Raw genomic sequence first — 17,235 nt, forward strand, 5'->3', positions numbered from 1 at the left:
GCGGACCACGCCGATGGCGCATCCCCGCCCCTGCCTTCGTGGAGGTATCCCCATGTCCTGGCACACCTGACCCGACGCCCCGTGCCGGTGCGAGCGGCAACTCGCGCACGTGTACCTAGGCCCCGATTTACCCACCACCCGGCCGTCGCGCCCTTTCCTCAACGACGCACGCGCCGCCGGGACTTCACCAAGGACCTCGTTGTGACATCGCTCTACCCTCCCCTGCCCGCGCACCGGTCTCCGGCTCGTGACGGCCGCCCGGGAGGCGTCCCCGATTGAAGGGCGTAGCCGCCGGCATCGGCGTCTTCGTCCTCTCTCCTCTCCTCCTCGCCGGCACGGCCATGCTGATGGCCACCAGCAGCGAGGCCGCCCAGACCACCTACTCGTCCTTCAGCTGCGTGGGCGACGTCGACACCGACACGGTCGTCGAGCAGGTCACCAAGATCCTCAACGGTGCGACCGCCAAGGACGTGCACGTCGAGGGCCTGTCCCTGCCCGAGGAACAGATCCCCAACGCCCGCACGATCGTGGCCACCGGGATCGGCCTCCACGTGCCTAAGAAGGGCCAGATCATCGCGCTCGCCACCGCGATGCAGGAATCACGGCTGCGCAACCTGAACTCTGGCGACCGCGACTCGCTGGGTCTGTTTCAGCAACGGCCGAGCCAGGGCTGGGGCACCGCTACGGAGATCCACGACCCCGTCTACGCGAGCGAGCAGTTCTACAAGCACCTGCTCGCGGTGGACGGTTGGCAGCAGCTGACCGTCGCCCAGGCCGCGCAGAAGGTCCAGCGCTCCGGCTACCCCGACGCCTACGCCGACTGGGAGGAGCTGGCGACCGCCCTCCAGAAGGCGATCGCCGCGACGTTCCCCGACGCCGACCAGGACACCAGCGAGACGAACACCACTTCCAGTACCGCGCCCTGTGCGGCGGCCGAGGACGGCTCCGGGTACGGCACCATCCCGGAAGGGTCGGTACCGAAGGGCTACGCGATCCCGAAGGACGCCGATCCGAAGGCGCGCAAGGCGATCGCCTGGGCGATGGCGCGGCTCGGGACGATGTACCAGTGGGGCGGCACCTGCACGGCGCCGCACGGCCCCGACCCGATGGGCCGCTGCGACTGCAGCTCGCTGACCCAGCAAGCGTACAAGCACGCCGGCGTCCAGCTCACCCGCACCACGTACACCCAGGTCAACGAGGGCAAGGCAGTGTCCCCCAAGGCACTCAAGCCCGGTGACCTGATCTTCTCCCGCGGCAGCGCCGCCCGCCCCGAACACGTCGGCATGTACATCGGCTCGGGACTCGCGATCGAGGCCCCCCGTACCGGAAAGCCTGTGCGGATCACGCCGCTCGCGGACTGGGACATCCTCGCCGCCCGCCGCGTCACCTGACCCCCGGTCGGGGCGCGACATCCCCGGCACACCCCCTGACCGGGATACCCCCCGGGGCCTCTTCCGCACTCACCTCGGACGGGCCCCGCAGGACCCGCCGTCCTGCCCACCCTCATTCCCCTGACATCACGGAGCACCTACTTGATAACCCGCCACCGCACCCAGCGCGCCCTCGCGGCAGCCTCTCTGGGCCTGGCCGTCGCCGCCGGCGGCCTGGCCACCGCCAGCACGGCACAGGCGTACGACACCGGCACCACCACAATCAGCTGCAGTGCGGTCAAGATCCGCAAGGCGCCGTCGAAGACGTCCACCGTCGTGGGCATCGGCTACCGGCACGACAAGGTCGTCTACGACCAGTGGGCCTACAAGAAGGCCGAGAAGACCTGGTACACCCACGGCACCGTCACCCGGAAGTCCGACGGCAAGAAGATCCGCGGCTACATGATCTACAACTGCGCGAACCCCTACAAGACCAACCCGGCACCGAAGCCGTCGATCCCGAAGTAGTGCACCCCGGCAGCCGGTTCGGAGCCTGAGCCGAAGCGCCATCGACAGCGGCCCCCGCCCGACCTGTGGCCTCGTCCAGCCTCGGCACGAAACCTGCGTGACCTCGGGCACGCCACGCCGCCCCAACGCGGGCGCCGATCGGGCCAGCCGTCTCCCGCACCGCTGTCGGCCTTCCTTCTCGAGGCAGTTGCCTCGCCCCCTCCCCCTTTCTGTGATTCCCGCGCGCCGGGCTTCGGCGTGCCCAAGGAGCCTCATTGCACCTGCTCGAAACCGTGCAGTATCTGGCCTACGACCCCGGCATCACGCCCTCGGGCGGTGGCCTGCCCGGCCTCGCCGTGCTCAAGAACGTCGTCAACTCGATCAACCTGTTCGCGATCGTCGCCGTGGTCGGCGCGCTCGCCGTCTCCCTCGGCGTGTGGGCGTGGGGCCACCACACCGGCGGCCACCAGGCCGAGGCCAACGGCAAGAAGGGCGCGGTCGTCGCGGCGGGCGCCGCCCTTGGTCTCGGCGCCGCGAACGGGGTCGTGGCGTTCTTCTCCGCCCTGGGGTCGCAGGTCCACTGATGCCGAAACCATTCCCCTCCCTGTCCGGCTACGGCCTCGGCTGGTCGACCCGCCAGCGCATCACAGTCCTCGCGACCGGCCTCGCCGTCCTGCTGGCCCTCGCCGTCGTCGTCGCCCTGCTCACCGGCCGCACCACAGCCGGCGACAGCCAGGCCGCCGCTCCGTCCTCCGGGCCCAGCAGCAGTACCTCCGCGTCCGCCGGCCCGACGGCGTCGGCCGGGGCCGGTTCGGTGGCCAAGCCCCCGCAGCTGGCGGACCCGGTCGCCTTCGCCAAGGCCGCCGCCGCAACGCTGTGGGCGTACGACACCCGCACCACCAGCCGTGACCAGCAGCTCGCCGGAATGAGGGCGTGGCTGACGGCGGAGACGAAGTACGCCGACTGGTCCTCGATCGCCACACAGGTGCCGGATCCGGTGCTGTGGTCGCGGATGGCCGACCAGGACCAGTACGCCACCGCCACCGTCACGGAGGCCCACTACCCCTCGGCGTTCAAGCAGGCCCTGGCGGACGATCCGTCGGCGATCACCGAGGCGTACATCTACGCCGTCACCGTCACCGGCAAGCAGCAGATCGCCTGGAAGAAGGGCGGGGCCGGCGCCGAGGACCGCTCCATCACCCTCGCCGTGCAGTGCCGCCCCAACGCGAACTGCTCGCTGGTCTCCATCGCCCCCCGCGTCGTGCCCTGACCTGCCCCCAGCCCACCTGAGAAAGGAGGGGATTCCCCCTTGGGCTTCTGCGACCTCCCCCTCGCGGACAAACTCTGCGCCGTCGGCGACGCCGTCGATTTCGCCTCCGACCCAGGCACGGCCATCGGCAACTGGATGGCCAAGAGCGCGGGCGAACTCGCCGCAGCAGCAGCCGACTTGGCAGCCGAGGCGGTCAACACCACCACCAAGGTCGACCTCAACGCCGGGTGGTTCCGCGACAACTACGAGATGATCCTGCCGATCGGCCTGGTCGTCCTCGTCGCCACGTTCTGCGCCCAGCTCGTGCGCGCCGCGATCCGCCGCGACGGCCAGGCGCTCACCCAGGCATTCACCGGCACCGCCACCGGCGTCCTGTTCGCCTTCACCGCAATCGCCTTCACCACCGTCGCCATCGAAGTCGTCGACGCATTGAGCGACGGACTCTTCAAGGCCGCCAACCTCGACATCGCCACGGCAGTGCGGCGGATCGTCAAGGTGGGGCAGATCGCCTCCCTGTCCGGCCTGGGCTGGCTCGTCACCGTCTTCGTCGGCGTCGGCGCCGCGATCGGCGCCTTCCTCTACTGGTGCGTGATGATGGTCCGCAAGGTCGGCATCCTCGTCATGGTCACCCTCGCCGTCTTCGCCGGAGCCGGCGGCGGCTGGGAGGTCGCCCGGCGCTGGCGCAAGGGCTGGATCGAAGCCACCGCCACCCTCGTCGTCAGCAAGTTGCTGATGACTGTGATCTTCGTCCTGGGGATCGCCGCGATGGGTAAGACCGAGGCGAAGGACGGCATCGCCGCCCTTGCCGACGTGATGGCCGGCATCGTCATCCTGGCGCTGGTCCTGCTGTGCCCGTATGCCACGTTCAAGTTCGTGCACTGGGCCGCCTCCGAGGGCTCCGACGCCGAGACCCTGCACCGCTCCGGCGGAGCCGGTGCGCAGATGGCCCGTCAGCACGCCGAACGCGCCGGGCGCAAGGCCGCCGCCGCGGTCGCCACTGCCGGAAGTGGCGGTGCCGCGGCCGGAGCGGGCGCCGCTCCCCAGGGGCCGGACTCCGTGCCGGGCGGCTTCCCCGGCGACATCGCCGCCAACCCCACGCCGGACACCGGCAAGGAAGGCGGCAGCTCAAGCACGCCGTCGTCCGGGGGCGAGGGCATCACGAGCGGTCTGGAGAAGGCCGTCCAGCCCCCGCCGACCAGCCCTCGTGACGACACCAATGGTCAGGTCGGCGGTGCCCCCGGACAGGGTGGCGGTTCCGGATCGCCCCCCAGCGGCGGCAGCGGCTTCATGTCGCAGCCCGGCGCAGGCATTTCAACTCCACCGCCGCAGGGCGCCCCGCCGGCACCGAACTCGGCCGGCACCTCCAGCGGAACCGGGGCACCGCCGCCTCCGCCCACCGGCCTGTGACCTTGCCCGACTCCGGGACGGACGCGCTGCGCATTCCTCGCCGCGTGCCGCCCCGGCCACCGCCCCGCGCACCATCGGAACGGCCCTTGTCTGATCTCACCGTCCAACCGCTCACCGTCAAATTCCCCCACCGGTCCAGGCGCGGCATCCTGCTCGGCCTCTCCCTGCCCCAACTCGTCCTCGTGTCCTGCGCGTTGGCTCTGCTGCTGGTCACGGTGGTATCCACCGGGCTGCTCGGTGCCCTCGCCCTAACCCCGCTGTGGGCCGCGGTCACCGCCCTGGTTGTCGTCCGCCGGCACGGCCGCTCGCTGATCGACTGGGCGCCGATCGTCCTGCGCTTCGCCCGGCGGCGGTGTACCGGCCAGAGTCTGTGGCTCGCCCGGCCCGTCACCCGTCCCCGCCAGGACGGCATCCTGCACCTGCCCGGCACCGCCGCCTCACTGCGCGTCGTCACGCCCGGCGATTCCGCCAACCAGGCCGCCGCCGTGCACGACCCGCACGGCCAGACCCTGACCGCCGTCGCCCGCGTCTCCAGCAGGGCCTTCGCGCTCCTCGACCCGGCGAGTCAGAACCACAACGTCAGCAGCTGGGGGCGGGTCCTGGCGGGCATAGCCCGCACCGGACACGTCGCCACTGTGCAGGTCCTGGAGCGCACCGTGCCCGACAGCGGCGACACCCTCACCCGCTACTGGGCCCAGCAGGGCCACCCCGAAACCCCGGTCGCCGGACAGGTCTACAGCGAACTTGTCGCCTCCGCCGGCCCGGCCGCTGCCCCGCACGAGGCGTACCTGGCGATCTCCCTCGACCTCAAGGCCGCCAAGCGCCTCATCAGTCAGGCCGGCGGCGGACTGCCCGGCGCCTTCACTGTGATGGAACAGACCACGTCCTCCATCGCCCAGGCCGCGCGCAGCGCCGGACTGATGGTGACCGGCTGGCTCAGCGCCCGCGAGATCGCCGCCGTCATCCGCACTGCCTACGACCCCAGGGCGCTGTCCGCGCTGCAGCAGTGGTCCAACTCCGGCCGGGCCGAAGCCGACCCGGCAGCCGCCGGGCCCGTGGTCCAGATCGAGGAGTACGACCGGCTCGCCACCGACTCCGCCCGGCACGCCACCTACTGGGTCGAGGACTGGCCCCGCACCGAAACGAGCGCGGGCTTCCTGCACGGCCTGATGTTCACCGCCGGGGTCCGCCGCACCCTCTCCCTTATATATGTGCCGCAGGGGCTCGAGTCCGCGATGCGCGACGTGCAGCGCAAGAAGGCGGCGGTCATCGCCGACGCCAACGAACGCTCGCGTCGCGGGCAGGTCGACTCCGAAGCCGACTCCGTGGAGTACGCGGACGTCAAGGTCCGCGAGCGCCAGTTGATCGCCGGACACGCCGACGTGTCGTTGACCGGGTTGCTCACCGTCTCCGCGGAGACCGACGCCCTGCTCGACGCCGCGTGCGCGCAGATCGAGACCGCCGCCGTCACCGCCCAGGTCGATCTGCGACGGCTCAACTTCCAGCAGCCCGACGCCTTCACGCTCGGCGCCCTCCCCCTCGCCCGCACGGCCCTGTAACCCCCACGTCGGCCGCGGCCGACGTCCTGCCACCACGGCAGGAAGGAAATCTCCCCCTTTGACCTCTGCCATCCCCGTCGGCGACGCGTACCCGTACCTGCGGGCCGCCAACGCCGGTATCCGCCACCACACCCGCGCCCTCACCCCACGCACCCAGCACATCGCTTCGCCCGCGGACCGCGTGCACCTCGACGTGCTGCACGCCCATCTGACCGCGCTGCACCGCCTGCTCGACCAGCTCGCCGAATCCACCCGGCCGCCGCATCCCGCCGCCGGACGGCACCTCGCCACCGCGCACACCCGGCTGTGGCAGTCCGCCGCCGCGGTGCACGACGCCTTCCACCTCCTGCCCGTCGCGGGCGATACCCCGACGGACACGGAATGCCACCCCGAGCAGCTGCCCGAGGGTCCACCCGTCCTGACCATCTGCCAGCGCCACCTCGCCGCAGGTCACGTCGTCCGCCGCAAGACCACCCCCAGCGACCTCAACGCCCCGCTGCACGGCCACACCACCTCCTGCAGCCAGTAACCCCAGCCACCGAAAGGCCCTGAATGCGCGCCCTGAAGCGCTCCACCTCCGCCGCCGTCGTTATCGCCGCGCTCGCCGGCACAGCCGCCCTGGCCACGACCACTCCGGCATCCGCCGCCAGCTACCACTGCAAGACCAGCAACCACAGCGTCGACGACCCGAGCTATAACGGCCCCGACTCCGACAACTGGGACTTCGACGTGACGCTGTGCGCCATGCGATCCGGCGGCTACATCTACACCACCGCCACCGTGTACTGGGACGGCCCGTACACAGCCAAGAACCGCAGCACCCTGACCTTCAACAAGGCCAAGTTCCAGCTCCAGACCAAGCGGAGCGTCAGCGGCACGGACCCGGTCGTGAAGTCCGGCGCCTACACCGGCCTGGAGCACGCGCTCGAACACAGCAGCGGCAACGGCAACGGCTCCTACTCGACCGGAACCCTCAAGTCCAAGGCGGGCTCCAGCCGTTACCTCGCCGACGGCTACATCCAGCTGGACTGGTCGGGCGACGGCAAGAGCTATCGCAGCCCGATTCTGTTCACCGCTTCGCCGGTCGTCTGACCCCGCGCCGCGTCCAGACCGCCGTCACGTGAAAGCCGCCCCGTCATGAGCCACCGGCCTGCGCGCCGAGCCCGCCGAGCCAGCGCCAGCCCCCTGTTCACCCCGCACGGCACCGATCGCGCATCCCGCAAGGCTGCCCGCCGGCAGCTCGCCGAGGCCGCCGCGAAGGCCCGCCTCGAAGCAGCCGCCCACACCAGCGGCGCTGGCGTAGCAGAACAGGAGATGCCGGCGCCCCTCTTCCCACCCGCCGGGCGACCCGGCCCCGCGTCCTCCCGCAACAACAGGCTCAAGCTGCCCGCCCACCGCATGACCACGGCTACCGCGAGCGGGGCGTACCCGTTTCTCGCCGAAGGCGGCCTCGGCGCCGAGGGCATCTACATCGGCCGCGACGTCCACGCCGAAGCCAGTTTCTGCTTCGACCCGTTCGCGCTGTACGGCAAGGTCGAGGGCTTCACCAACCCCAACGTACTCCTTGCCGGGGTGATCGGGCAGGGCAAGTCGGCGCTGGCCAAGTCCTTCGCGTTGAGGTCGATCGCCTTCGGGTACCGGGTCTACGTCCCGTGTGATCCGAAGGGGGAATGGACGCCCGTGGCGCAGGCGCTGGGCGGTACCTCCATCGCGCTCGGGCCGGGCCTGCCCGGAAAGTTGAACCCTCTGGACGCGGCGCCGCGGCCCAACAGCGTCTCCGAGGCCGACTGGGCTGGCGAGATCCGCAAGCGCCGCCTGCTGCTGCTCGGCTCGCTGGCCCGCACCGTGCTCGGGCGGGACCTGCTGCCGATGGAGCACACCGGGCTCGACGTCGCGCTGGATGCCGTCGTCACCCGCGCCGTCGCGACCGGTCGTACCCCGCTGCTCGGCGACATCGCCGCCACCCTCAACAACCCCGACGAACTCGATGTGGCCGGCGGCATCATGTCCGGCCGCCTCGGCGACGCCTCCCGCGACCTGGCCCACGCCATGCGCAGGCTGGTCCACGGCGACCTCGCCGGGATGTTCGACGCCCCGAGCACGGTGGCCTTCGATCCCAACTCGCCGATGCTCACCATCGACCTGTCCCGCCTGGGCGGATCCGGCGACGACACCGCCTTGGTCTTGGCGATGACCTGCGCGTCCGCGTGGATGGAATCTGCACTGTCCGACCCGAACGGCGGCCGGCGCTGGATCGTCTACGACGAAGCCTGGCGCCTGATGCGCCACCCCGGCCTCCTGCAGCGCATGCAGTCCCAGTGGAAGCTGAGCCGCGGCCTGGGCATCGCGAACCTGATGGTGATCCACCGGCTGTCCGACCTGCTCACCGCGGGCGATGTCGGATCCCGCGGCCGGGCCCTGGCCGAAGGTCTGCTCGCCGACTGCTCCACCCGAATCGTCTACCGACAGGAGACTGACCAACTCCATGCCGCAGCAGCCCTGCTGGGCCTGGCCTCGGTGGAGACCGACGCGATCTCCCACCTCAACCGGGGCCGCGGCTTGTGGAAGGTCGCGGGGCGCAGTTTCATCGTGCAGCACCTCCTGCACCCCCACGAGCTGGCGCTCTTCGACACCGACACCCGCATGCACTGAAACCCCGCAAGCCGCGGCCGCACGAGACCTGGAGCACCCCTGCAGAACCCCGACTTCGAGCCGTACGACAACGTCGGCCGCACCGCCGACCAGATCACCCGCCGGTAGAACCCCGTCCCCGCATCAAGGAGTTGCCACTGTCCGATCCCGACCAGCGGATGCTGCTTCACGACGTGGCCGACCGGCTCAACACCGTTGCCGACCACCTTCCGCTCCCCGACCAGATCCGCCCGGATCCGGCACTGAGTGAGATCCTGGACGACGAAGTCCGTCACCTGGCCCGCCTGCTGGGATTCCTGGCCGGCGAGAGCGCCTTCCGCCATCGCGCCGCCGCCCGCTCCCCGGCTCGGCCCACGACCACGGTGCGCCGCACGACCCTCGCGCTCGCGAGCGCCGCCGAACCCACCGGGCTCGCGCTCGCCGCCTTCAGCGCCGCGGTTCATCACCTCGGCCATCTCGCCGACCTCGCTCACCAGGCCCCTGACCCCGCCCGGGACCGGGCGATCACCACCGAGCACCAGCGACTCGAAGACCGCCTTGGCGACAGCCGCATCTACCTCGCCCGCGCCGCGAAGCACCTGCGCGCCGCTGCCGACACCCGCACACCACCGGCCGCGCCGGCAGTGCCCGCCCCGTCGACCACCACAACCCCATCCCGATCCCGCTGATCCCCTCCCCGGAGCGCCCTCATCCGCTCGCACACCCCCGCCCGCCGCGCCGCCCTGCTGCTCACCACGCTCGCGACCGTCACCCTCACCGCGTCCGCCTGCGTGACCTCCGACACCAGCAGCCACGACGCCACGACGAAGGCCGCCCCGTACCGCCTTATCGGCTACATGTGAGCCATCACAGACGCCTCCGGACTGACGACCCGCGTGTAGCGCCGCGGCCCGGCTCCACGCCCCGAGGAGTTCCTTGTCCCTGCCCCACCCCGACTTCGACCTGTACGACAACGTTGGTCGTACCGGCGAGCAGATAAAAGACCACCGCGGCAACCGGCCCACCACCGACGACCTGCACCGCTGGGCCGCCTACGACGCCAAGCAATTCGCCGACGGCCTCACGATCGAGGACGCCGGGCAGAGCGTCATCGCCTGGACCCGCCGGCTGTACCAAGTGCGCACGACTGCCGAGTTCCAGGCCGTCACCACCGCCGTCCTAGGCGACGGACACAGCGCTCTGAGTGAGCTGCACCAGTTCCTGGAGACGGCCGCCGAGTGGTGCAAGCGCAAGCACGAGCCGAAGATCGCCGAACGGTACCGCCGGCACGCCGAGCAGCTGTCCGAACTCGGAGACGAACTCAGCTACTTGACCGACGACCACCTGGCCGACACCTACCGGCGCACGCACCCGTCAGCCCCGGCCCAGCCCACAAACGGCCCCGCGGCGGCACCCGCGCCACCGGCCGCACCCGCACGCCGCCCCTCCCGCTGACCCGCCCCGCGCTCCGCGGCAATACACCGCTGACCACTCAAAGAAAGAAATTTGCCTCTGTCTGACCACTTCCGCTTCGGCGCCCATCCCGACCACGGCTTCGTGGCCGCCGCCACCGCGAACATCCCCGCGCACCTGGCCGACTGGTTCCTGCTCCGTGAACAGTTCGAGCCGGTCCCCGAGACCCCGGGCCTGTACCGGCTCACCCACCCCCAGCAGGACGGGGTCCGCCGTACTCGCCAGGCCGTCCTCGACCTTCGCCGACACGGTTACGAGGTGCAGGCCGACTACCCCCTCGACCCCGCCCTCACCGCCGGCCCACCGCAACCGGCCGTGCGTATCAAGCTGATGGAGCGACGCAACCCCATCGCGCAGGCAGCGGCCACCCGCTCCCCGCAAAGGCTCACCGCCCCGACAGCCACCCTCCCTGAGTTTGTGCCGCAGACCGCCGCTGTGCCCGTGGGCGACCGAGCACAGACAGCCGGAAAGGGGCGGAGCCGATGAGCGACGAAGCGATCCGCATCACCCGCGGCCTGGGCGGCGAAGTCGAAGTCGATGGCCCGGTCGATGCCTTCGCCGCGAGTGTCCTGGCCCGTGCTGGATTCGACACTTATCCCACGCTGCGCGGCGTGTGGATCCGGTTGTCGTTCGACCTGGGCCGCACCTGGGAGAACGAACACGCCACCTGGGCTGCGGAGATGCTCACCACCGCCCGCTACAGCGTCGACCTCGACCCTGACCTGTGCCCCACTTCCGCCGCAGCCTCCGCACCGCCGACGCTGCGCCGCACGAAGACCGCCATGACCGCGCAGCCCTCGCCCGCCGGCACCCCGCGGCGGCCACGGCGCTAACCCGGCTGTCCCAAGACGAAAGCCCGCTGCCCTGACTTCCTCCGCCAAGATCACCCTGCACCTCGCCGCCAGCAACACGATGGTCGCGCGCCCCAGCGGGGAGCGGCACCGGTGGGCCACCACCGCCCTTTAACTGGCGGGATTCACCCGGCACCAGGACGAGGTCCACGCGCTGTCGACAACCCCTCCCCAGCACGTGAGGCTCACCAAGCTGCACCGGACAGACCGCGACTGCCAGGACAAGGTCATCGCCATGGGCCACTGCCCGTGCTAGCACCCCGCCCAGGTCGCGCCAAGCGCACGGAACACACCGAACCACCCCTGACGATAAGGAGATTCGCCCTCATATGGCCGTCCGAACGACGTGGAACATCGTCCACAGATGTGGACACGAAATCTCGCATGATCTTTCCAACCGCCCCGCCGACCGGCGGGCCGGATTCGCCCGCTGGCTGGAGGGACGCGACTGCACCGACTGCTGGAAGGCCGCCCGCGACGAGGACAGCGCCGGCAAGGAGGAGTGGCTGGCCGCCAGGCGCGCGGAGGAACAGCAGGCCGCCACCGAGTGGGCCGAGAAGTTCGACATGCCGCCGCTCGAAGGACCCGAGAAGGCTCTCGCCTGGGGTGAGCGCTCCCGCCACCAGCTCGTCACGACTGCGTACAGCGCGCTGGTGACCGAAGGCAGCTGGGACGAGGCCGACTGGGCTGCCCTGGAGGACACGATCCGCACCGTCACCCGCGTTGGGTGGTGGATCGATCAGCGCGACGCCGAGGGCACTGACCTGCCCGAACTCCTGGACGCCGCCACCAGCGACGACACCGGAACCGAGAATCCGTTCCGGTAGACACAGGGTCTTGTACCCGACGATCACCGGTTACCGAAACCGGGGATCGTCCGGATCCTTGTTCCTCCCACCGCCTCCCCTGCGCGTGATAGTGGAAGGAACCCCTGCTGTGCCCGACGCCGTTTTCCGCCATCCGCATGCCCCAGGTGACGTCGTCACCCCCGAACGGGATATCACCCACCAGCACTTCCGGCCCGGCGACCAGGTCGTCATCCTCAAGGGCATTTCCGGCAGTGAGCTGTGGGGAGACGCCTACAAGGTCGTCACGCCCTCGTGGCACACGCCGACCGACGAGGACGGGTGGCGGCTGTACGACCCGGCCGGCGGCGAGCGCACGTACCTCACCGCTCACCCGCGCTACCTCGTCCATCTCTCCAGCCGCTGCCCGGACTGCCTCATCTACCAGCAGGCGCTGCGTACTTACCTCGTCCCACGCCTGGCCGGCGCCGAAGGGGACGTCGACTGCGGCTGGTACTCGGTCAACCACCTCAATCAGGTGGTGCACGTCGCCGACGCCCGAGGCGGGCGATGACCCCCAGCCCTGAGCGCAACGCGGCCCTGGCTCGCGCGGCTTCGATCGCCATCGAGACGGTCGCCGGTACCCAGTGGCCAATGCGCCTGGCCGAGGCCCTGCGTGATCTGGACACGACGTGGCAGGAGTCAGCCGAGGTGTGCGCTGACGTCGCCTGGCAAGCCCGCGCCGCCGGGAACAGTGCGCTGGTGCTTCTCGACCCCGAGCACGTCACCGACCCCGGCCCCGGCCCGGTCATCTGGCGGACGTACCGGCACCTCTACCTGAGCGCCCTGCGCTACGACTTCCGGTGCCGCTCCATCGAATCCCTCCTGAACCAGGTGCCGTTGAGCGTGCTGAATGCGGACCCGCACAGCTGGGCGCTGTACGCCTTCGCGCGCCTGGGCCAGTCCCGCTCGGATGGCCTGGCCGTGATGGAACAGGTCCTCGCCACGGCATCGGATCACCCCAAGACGCTGCACGTCCTGCTGCATGGAGTGTGGCTGGGCGGTCTGCTTCCCGGCCGCGCGGACGCGCTGCTCGCCCTCGTGGACCGGCTGCCCGAGGGCGGTGGAGACGATCCGATCGCGCAGTTCCGCAAGGCTTCGGCGCTGCGCGCGCCGGGCCAGTACCGCCAGGCGCGCACGGCCATCGAGCGCGCCCTGGAACTCCTGCCGCCGGGCAACCTGGCCGTCCACTCCGACCTGGTGCGCGAACACACCCTGATCACCGCCGCGCACGACCTGACCCAACTCGCCCGTAGGCGCCGGAAGTCCACCTCACAATGATCATCCGTATCCATCCACGCGACATCAGCCCCAGCGAGCCGCTTGCCGAAGCCCTCGACCGCCCGGTCAGCGACCAAGAGGGTCTGACCGAGCACACGGTGGTCGCCCTCTGGCCGGGGCTGGACTATTACACGCTCGACGACGAGCAGAAGTCCTGGACCTCCGCCGAGTGGGCCGAGCACCTTGACGACCCCAGCTGGCAGCACCCCTTCGCGGCCGGTGCGCAGGACGACCGACGCGCCATCTGGCACGCGGATGTGCGCCTGCACGCCTGCGACCGCGACCTCACCGGCCCCGAGTGGTCCGAGATCGCCCACCGGATCGCCCGCATCGCGGGCATCCAGCGGCCGGGGGACGACCACGGCTGCCGCTGGATCGCCGTCCAGGCACAGCCCGGCCGCCTCGACCTGCTCGCCAACCTCATCCGCCCGGACGGCACATGGACCACGCAGCCCCAACGGCTGCTTCCGCTCCTGGCAGCCGAGTGCCGACGTATCGAGGCCGAGCTGGATCTCCGTTCTCCCCTCCTCGGCCCTGATCCTGGGCAGACCGCCCGCTTCTCGGAGCGCTCCACCGCGGCGGGCAACGGCGCTTCACCAGGCGCTGGCGACGCCACCACTCAACTCGCCGGACTGCTCCGCCAGCTCGCCGACGGGAACACCGGTCCGCTCGCGACCGTGCGCGGCCTCGTCGAGCACGCGGCCCACCGTCTCGATCGCCTCCCGCACGCCTACGGCCCGGCCGCAGGACACCAACTGGAGCTGATCGCCCGCCGCTTGTACGGCGTCCAGCAGGACCTCGACGCGACCGCCGCCGCCCTGCCCGCTACCGCACGGCCGGTGCCCCTCTCGACCCGGATGACCGCCGCGCCTCCCACGCCCGGCACCCGGCTGACCCACTGACCCCCCTTGAAAGAACAGCTTCTTGGCCTTTGCCGATCGCTTCCTGACCCTGGGGCGCGACGCGCACTCCGGAGAAGTCCTCGTCCGCGGCGGCGATCCGGAAGCCCACAGCATCCTTCAACGCACCGGCTTTGTCCCCGTCGTCCGCCTCCACGAGACCTATCACCGCCTGCCCATCGGTCTCGACATAGCCGAGGAGGAACGTCTCGCCACTCGCGCCGTGGCCCGGCTGCGCGCTGTGCGCTACCACGTCGACGCCGATGACGCCTTCGACACCGAGACGCGCGAGTCGCACTACCAGCCACTCGGCTCGCTGGTCGCCGACCTCGCCGAGCGGATCCGTGAAGCCACCACGAGCGGCGAGGTCGCCGACGCGCTGACCGAACTGACCGCCTCCCACGACGGAGTGCTCATCGCGCTGGGCGAAGTCCTCACCGCGACCGCCGCCTTCTACCAGGGTCTGGGCCAGGCCCCGGATCCGCACACCGCGAAGCGGCTGCAGTACCTCGGCGAGCACCGGCTCGGCGTCATCCGGTCCGACCTCACCCACATGCGCAACGACCTCGCCGACCGGCACCAGAACCACCCCCAGCGCCGCGCGTGCACCGCCGACGTCGGGCCGGACGAACGCGAAGCCTCCGCCATCTGCGCCTGTCCCGCGCCCTCGCCGCGCCTGACCACCAGCCCCGCCGCCGCACCCACCGCAGCAGCCCCGGCAAACAGGCGGCGCTGACCCCCGCCCCCTTCCTTTCTGAGGAGACCATGCACGTCCCCACCCCCGACACCACTCTCGGCTCGTTCGCTGCTGTCCTCGCCGGCGAACTGCCCGGCGCCTGGACCAGCACGTACCACCCGGACCGCGGCGGCAACAACGATCACGCCGCCCTCACCGACCACGTGTGGGACATGAACCAGGTCGCCGACACCCTGGCCAAGCACACCGTGGACCACTGCGCCGTGCTGACCCGCGACGACGGCAGCCGACTGTTCGTCGCGGACCCGCTCGGGCACGGCGAGGGCTACCTGATCGCCGCAATGGCCCCCACCGACGCACCGGCCGAAGCGTTCCGTGGCGTCCGCGAGCCCGACGGAATCGCGGTGGACGCCGATCCGTTCAGCGCCGCCGAGGACATCCATTTCGACCTGCTGCCCCGGTACGACAAGGCCCTCGCCCAGGTCCGCACCAACGCCGCCCGCCTCACGACGCCGCCGGCCGCTGAGCCGGAACACGTGGTGATGACCTGGTCCGGCGACGCCCTCGTCGTCGACAAGCCCGACCGCGACGACATCGTCCAGGCCCTGACCGAGGCCGGCTTCGCCCTCGACGCGGAAGACGACGTCTTCGTCCTGTCCGGTGACGACTCCGCGCACCAGGCCGCGTCCGTACGAGCCGCCGGCCAGCGCTTGTCCGAGCTGGGCGTCGGCGTCGTCCTACGTAATCCGCCCGCCCGGCCCGCCCTGGGCACCACCTCGGTAGCGCCTCCGAGCCCGCCGGTCACCTCTCCGCACCGGGGCCGGTGACTCTCGCCCACGGGGACGAGCCGACGTTCCTCGTCCTGGATTACGTGACCATTTCCCGGGACCCGAAGACCGCGCTGGTCGTCGCCATCGGGGGCGACCAGCGCGCGGCCGGCCTCTTGCAGACCGCTGGCGGCTTCCGTTCCGCCCCAGGCCCACGCGGCGACTACCACCGTCTGCCGCACGCCCTGCCCGTCGAGGAGCAGCGTCAGGGTGCCACCGCCGCAGCCCATGCCCTGCTTCTGGCCGGGTACAGCGTCCATCTCGACCCCATGCTCAACACCCTGGCCACCCAGGGCAGCGACCGGCAAGCCGCCCACCGCCATCTCGAACAGCTCACCTCACTCGGCAGCGATGCCGACAATGACCGGCAGGTCGCGGCGGTCCTGACCGAGATCGCGGCACCCGACGACGGCCTGCTGCCCCGCCTGACGCAGTCGCTGCTTGCGACCTGGGCATCGTGGGGCCGGCGTCTCAAGGACACCGGCGGTGACCCGCAGGTGGCCATGCAGCTGGGCACCATCGTCAACCAACTGTCCACCCTCACCTGGCAGATCGAGCAGGTCCGCAACGACGTCGACCGGACCGGCCCCGCACTACAGACCTACCCCCGCCCAGTGTCCACAGCGCCCTCGCCGCTGGCTGCGCCCGCCGTTCGACAGCGCTGACCTGATCCCCGAACAGGAGCATGCCGTACGTGGGAAACCGCGCCGACGACGAAGGCACCGACGTCGAGATCTACATCAGACCGCTGACCGACACGGTCCACGCCGACACCCCCACCGATGCGCCCGAGAAACTCCTGGCCCTGCTCGACAGCCTCGGCTTCGAACGCAAGACGGCGGCGACGGCCGGGCCCGTCTATGTCTGGCACGAGGTCCCCGACCGCCTCACCAAGGCCGAGAAGAAGAGGCTCGCCACCAGCGCCGTCCCCTCGCTGCTCGTGGCCGGATACCTGGTCAACATCACCAACGCCGTCTGGGACGCCGCCGCCTATCAGGAGGCCGCAGAGGCAGTGCGCCGCCAGCCCGGCGCCGCAGCCGCGCCGCACACCGCGACCGCCTCCGTCATCCGGGCCCACAGCAGTCCGGCGACACCTCGTCGGCGGTGAGCCACGATCGAAAGGAGTCCCGCTCGTGAGCCTGGCGGACGAGCACGAGGTCGACGTTGAGTTCTATCACCGCGACGGAACGATCTACGTCGATACCCGCACCAGCGCCCCGGAGCAGCTGCTCGTCCTGCTCGACGGCCTCGGGCTCGAACGCCACGGCGGCGAGGGCGAGATCTGGCATCAAGTCCCCGACCAGATGGACGAGATCGCCATGAAGGACATGGCCGATCGGGCTGCGTGGCTGCTGACCGGCCACGGCTTCCAGGTCTCCATTGATACGGGCCTCTTCGGCGGCACCGCCTACCGCGCCGCCCTCGCCGCATCCCCAGCACACCGGCCGGCACCCGCGCCCGCAGCGCCTGCCCCGAGCGCGTCGCGCCCTCGCCGTACGCGCTGACCACCCACCGCGCCGACCCCACAGGGGGGCGGCCCAGACCTCACCTGGAGTACCTGTCACCCGCGAAACCGACCGCACCCCACCGCCCATCACAGCCGACCGCAAGCCGCGCC

Annotated in this window: 22 protein-coding genes; all 22 read left to right on the forward strand. The window is 70.9% G+C overall.

Annotated elements, in window-relative coordinates:
- The first annotated feature begins 275 nt into the window (after positions 1–275).
- A complete protein-coding gene (locus OHS71_RS09255) occupies positions 276–1,391 on the forward strand; it encodes a C40 family peptidase (RefSeq protein ID WP_328478710.1) in 1,116 nt (371 codons plus the stop codon).
- Positions 1,392–1,532: 141 nt separating this feature from the next.
- The gene (locus OHS71_RS09260) at positions 1,533–1,898 is read left to right on the forward strand and encodes a hypothetical protein (RefSeq protein ID WP_328478712.1); all 366 of its coding nucleotides are present in this window, start codon (positions 1,533–1,535) and stop codon (positions 1,896–1,898) included.
- Between the two features lie 254 nt (positions 1,899–2,152).
- On the forward strand, positions 2,153–2,461 hold the full coding sequence (locus OHS71_RS09265; RefSeq protein ID WP_033530972.1) for a DUF6112 family protein: 309 nt from the start codon (positions 2,153–2,155) through the stop codon (positions 2,459–2,461).
- Positions 2,461–3,147 carry a hypothetical protein gene (locus OHS71_RS09270; protein WP_328478714.1) on the forward strand — a complete coding sequence of 229 codons (687 nt, stop codon included), beginning with the start codon at positions 2,461–2,463 and terminating at the stop codon, positions 3,145–3,147. The genes OHS71_RS09265 and OHS71_RS09270 overlap by 1 nt, the downstream gene beginning before the upstream one ends.
- Positions 3,148–3,186: 39 nt before the next feature.
- Complete coding sequence (locus OHS71_RS09275; protein ID WP_328478716.1) at positions 3,187–4,554, forward strand: SCO6881 family protein; 1,368 nt, start codon at positions 3,187–3,189, stop codon at positions 4,552–4,554.
- 86 nt (positions 4,555–4,640) lie between these two features.
- The gene (locus tag OHS71_RS09280) at positions 4,641–6,113 is read left to right on the forward strand and encodes an SCO6880 family protein (protein WP_328478718.1); all 1,473 of its coding nucleotides are present in this window, start codon (positions 4,641–4,643) and stop codon (positions 6,111–6,113) included.
- A 58-nt stretch (positions 6,114–6,171) separates the two neighbouring features.
- Positions 6,172–6,642 (forward strand): DUF6238 family protein, encoded by a 471-nt coding sequence (locus OHS71_RS09285; protein ID WP_328478720.1) that lies wholly within the window; start codon positions 6,172–6,174, stop codon positions 6,640–6,642.
- Positions 6,643–6,665: 23 nt separating this feature from the next.
- Entirely contained in the window at positions 6,666–7,205 is a 540-nt protein-coding gene (locus OHS71_RS09290) for a hypothetical protein (protein ID WP_328478722.1), read from the forward strand.
- A gap of 45 nt (positions 7,206–7,250) precedes the next feature.
- Entirely contained in the window at positions 7,251–8,765 is a 1,515-nt protein-coding gene (locus OHS71_RS09295) for an ATP-binding protein (protein WP_328478724.1), read from the forward strand.
- A 173-nt stretch (positions 8,766–8,938) separates the two neighbouring features.
- A complete protein-coding gene (locus OHS71_RS09300) occupies positions 8,939–9,433 on the forward strand; it encodes a hypothetical protein (RefSeq protein WP_328478726.1) in 495 nt (164 codons plus the stop codon).
- Positions 9,434–9,680: 247 nt separating this feature from the next.
- The gene (locus OHS71_RS09305) at positions 9,681–10,199 is read left to right on the forward strand and encodes a hypothetical protein (protein ID WP_328478728.1); all 519 of its coding nucleotides are present in this window, start codon (positions 9,681–9,683) and stop codon (positions 10,197–10,199) included.
- Between the two features lie 51 nt (positions 10,200–10,250).
- Positions 10,251–10,703, forward strand: a complete 453-nt coding sequence (locus OHS71_RS09310; RefSeq protein WP_328478730.1) for a hypothetical protein — start codon at positions 10,251–10,253, stop codon at positions 10,701–10,703.
- The gene (locus OHS71_RS09315; protein ID WP_328478736.1) at positions 10,700–11,050 is read left to right on the forward strand and encodes a hypothetical protein; all 351 of its coding nucleotides are present in this window, start codon (positions 10,700–10,702) and stop codon (positions 11,048–11,050) included. The genes OHS71_RS09310 and OHS71_RS09315 overlap by 4 nt, the downstream gene beginning before the upstream one ends.
- A gap of 347 nt (positions 11,051–11,397) precedes the next feature.
- Positions 11,398–11,895 (forward strand): hypothetical protein, encoded by a 498-nt coding sequence (locus tag OHS71_RS09320; protein ID WP_328478738.1) that lies wholly within the window; start codon positions 11,398–11,400, stop codon positions 11,893–11,895.
- A gap of 109 nt (positions 11,896–12,004) precedes the next feature.
- A complete protein-coding gene (locus tag OHS71_RS09325; protein WP_328478740.1) occupies positions 12,005–12,427 on the forward strand; it encodes a hypothetical protein in 423 nt (140 codons plus the stop codon).
- Positions 12,424–13,194, forward strand: coding sequence for a hypothetical protein (locus OHS71_RS09330; RefSeq protein WP_328478742.1), 771 nt, complete (start codon positions 12,424–12,426; stop codon positions 13,192–13,194). Before OHS71_RS09325 ends, OHS71_RS09330 begins: the two co-directional genes overlap by 4 nt.
- Entirely contained in the window at positions 13,191–14,096 is a 906-nt protein-coding gene (locus tag OHS71_RS09335) for a hypothetical protein (protein ID WP_328478743.1), read from the forward strand. Before OHS71_RS09330 ends, OHS71_RS09335 begins: the two co-directional genes overlap by 4 nt.
- A 22-nt stretch (positions 14,097–14,118) precedes the next feature.
- Positions 14,119–14,829 (forward strand): hypothetical protein, encoded by a 711-nt coding sequence (locus tag OHS71_RS09340; protein WP_328478745.1) that lies wholly within the window; start codon positions 14,119–14,121, stop codon positions 14,827–14,829.
- Between the two features lie 29 nt (positions 14,830–14,858).
- Positions 14,859–15,617 carry a hypothetical protein gene (locus tag OHS71_RS09345; protein WP_328478747.1) on the forward strand — a complete coding sequence of 253 codons (759 nt, stop codon included), beginning with the start codon at positions 14,859–14,861 and terminating at the stop codon, positions 15,615–15,617.
- Between the two features lie 44 nt (positions 15,618–15,661).
- A complete protein-coding gene (locus OHS71_RS09350; RefSeq protein WP_328478749.1) occupies positions 15,662–16,282 on the forward strand; it encodes a hypothetical protein in 621 nt (206 codons plus the stop codon).
- 20 nt (positions 16,283–16,302) lie between these two features.
- Entirely contained in the window at positions 16,303–16,725 is a 423-nt protein-coding gene (locus OHS71_RS09355) for a hypothetical protein (protein ID WP_328478751.1), read from the forward strand.
- 25 nt (positions 16,726–16,750) lie between these two features.
- Positions 16,751–17,122 carry a hypothetical protein gene (locus tag OHS71_RS09360; RefSeq protein WP_328478753.1) on the forward strand — a complete coding sequence of 124 codons (372 nt, stop codon included), beginning with the start codon at positions 16,751–16,753 and terminating at the stop codon, positions 17,120–17,122.
- The last annotated feature ends 113 nt before the right edge of the window (positions 17,123–17,235 follow it).

It is taken from the genome of Streptomyces sp. NBC_00377, from assembly GCF_036075115.1.
In the GTDB taxonomy this organism is placed as follows: domain Bacteria; phylum Actinomycetota; class Actinomycetes; order Streptomycetales; family Streptomycetaceae; genus Streptomyces.

Bases quoted from the DNA above. Each gene is read 5' to 3' on its own strand.
- OHS71_RS09270 (WP_328478714.1), top strand. From the start codon at position 2,461: ATGCCGAAACCATTCCCCTCCCTGTCCGGCTACGGCCTCGGCTGGTCG.
- OHS71_RS09290 (WP_328478722.1), top strand. From the start codon at position 6,666: ATGCGCGCCCTGAAGCGCTCCACCTCCGCCGCCGTCGTTATCGCCGCG.
- OHS71_RS09295 (WP_328478724.1), top strand. From the start codon at position 7,251: ATGAGCCACCGGCCTGCGCGCCGAGCCCGCCGAGCCAGCGCCAGCCCC.
- OHS71_RS09315 (WP_328478736.1), top strand. From the start codon at position 10,700: ATGAGCGACGAAGCGATCCGCATCACCCGCGGCCTGGGCGGCGAAGTC.
- OHS71_RS09320 (WP_328478738.1), top strand. From the start codon at position 11,398: ATGGCCGTCCGAACGACGTGGAACATCGTCCACAGATGTGGACACGAA.
- OHS71_RS09330 (WP_328478742.1), top strand. From the start codon at position 12,424: ATGACCCCCAGCCCTGAGCGCAACGCGGCCCTGGCTCGCGCGGCTTCG.
- OHS71_RS09335 (WP_328478743.1), top strand. From the start codon at position 13,191: ATGATCATCCGTATCCATCCACGCGACATCAGCCCCAGCGAGCCGCTT.
- OHS71_RS09345 (WP_328478747.1), top strand. From the start codon at position 14,859: ATGCACGTCCCCACCCCCGACACCACTCTCGGCTCGTTCGCTGCTGTC.
- OHS71_RS09355 (WP_328478751.1), top strand. From the start codon at position 16,303: ATGCCGTACGTGGGAAACCGCGCCGACGACGAAGGCACCGACGTCGAG.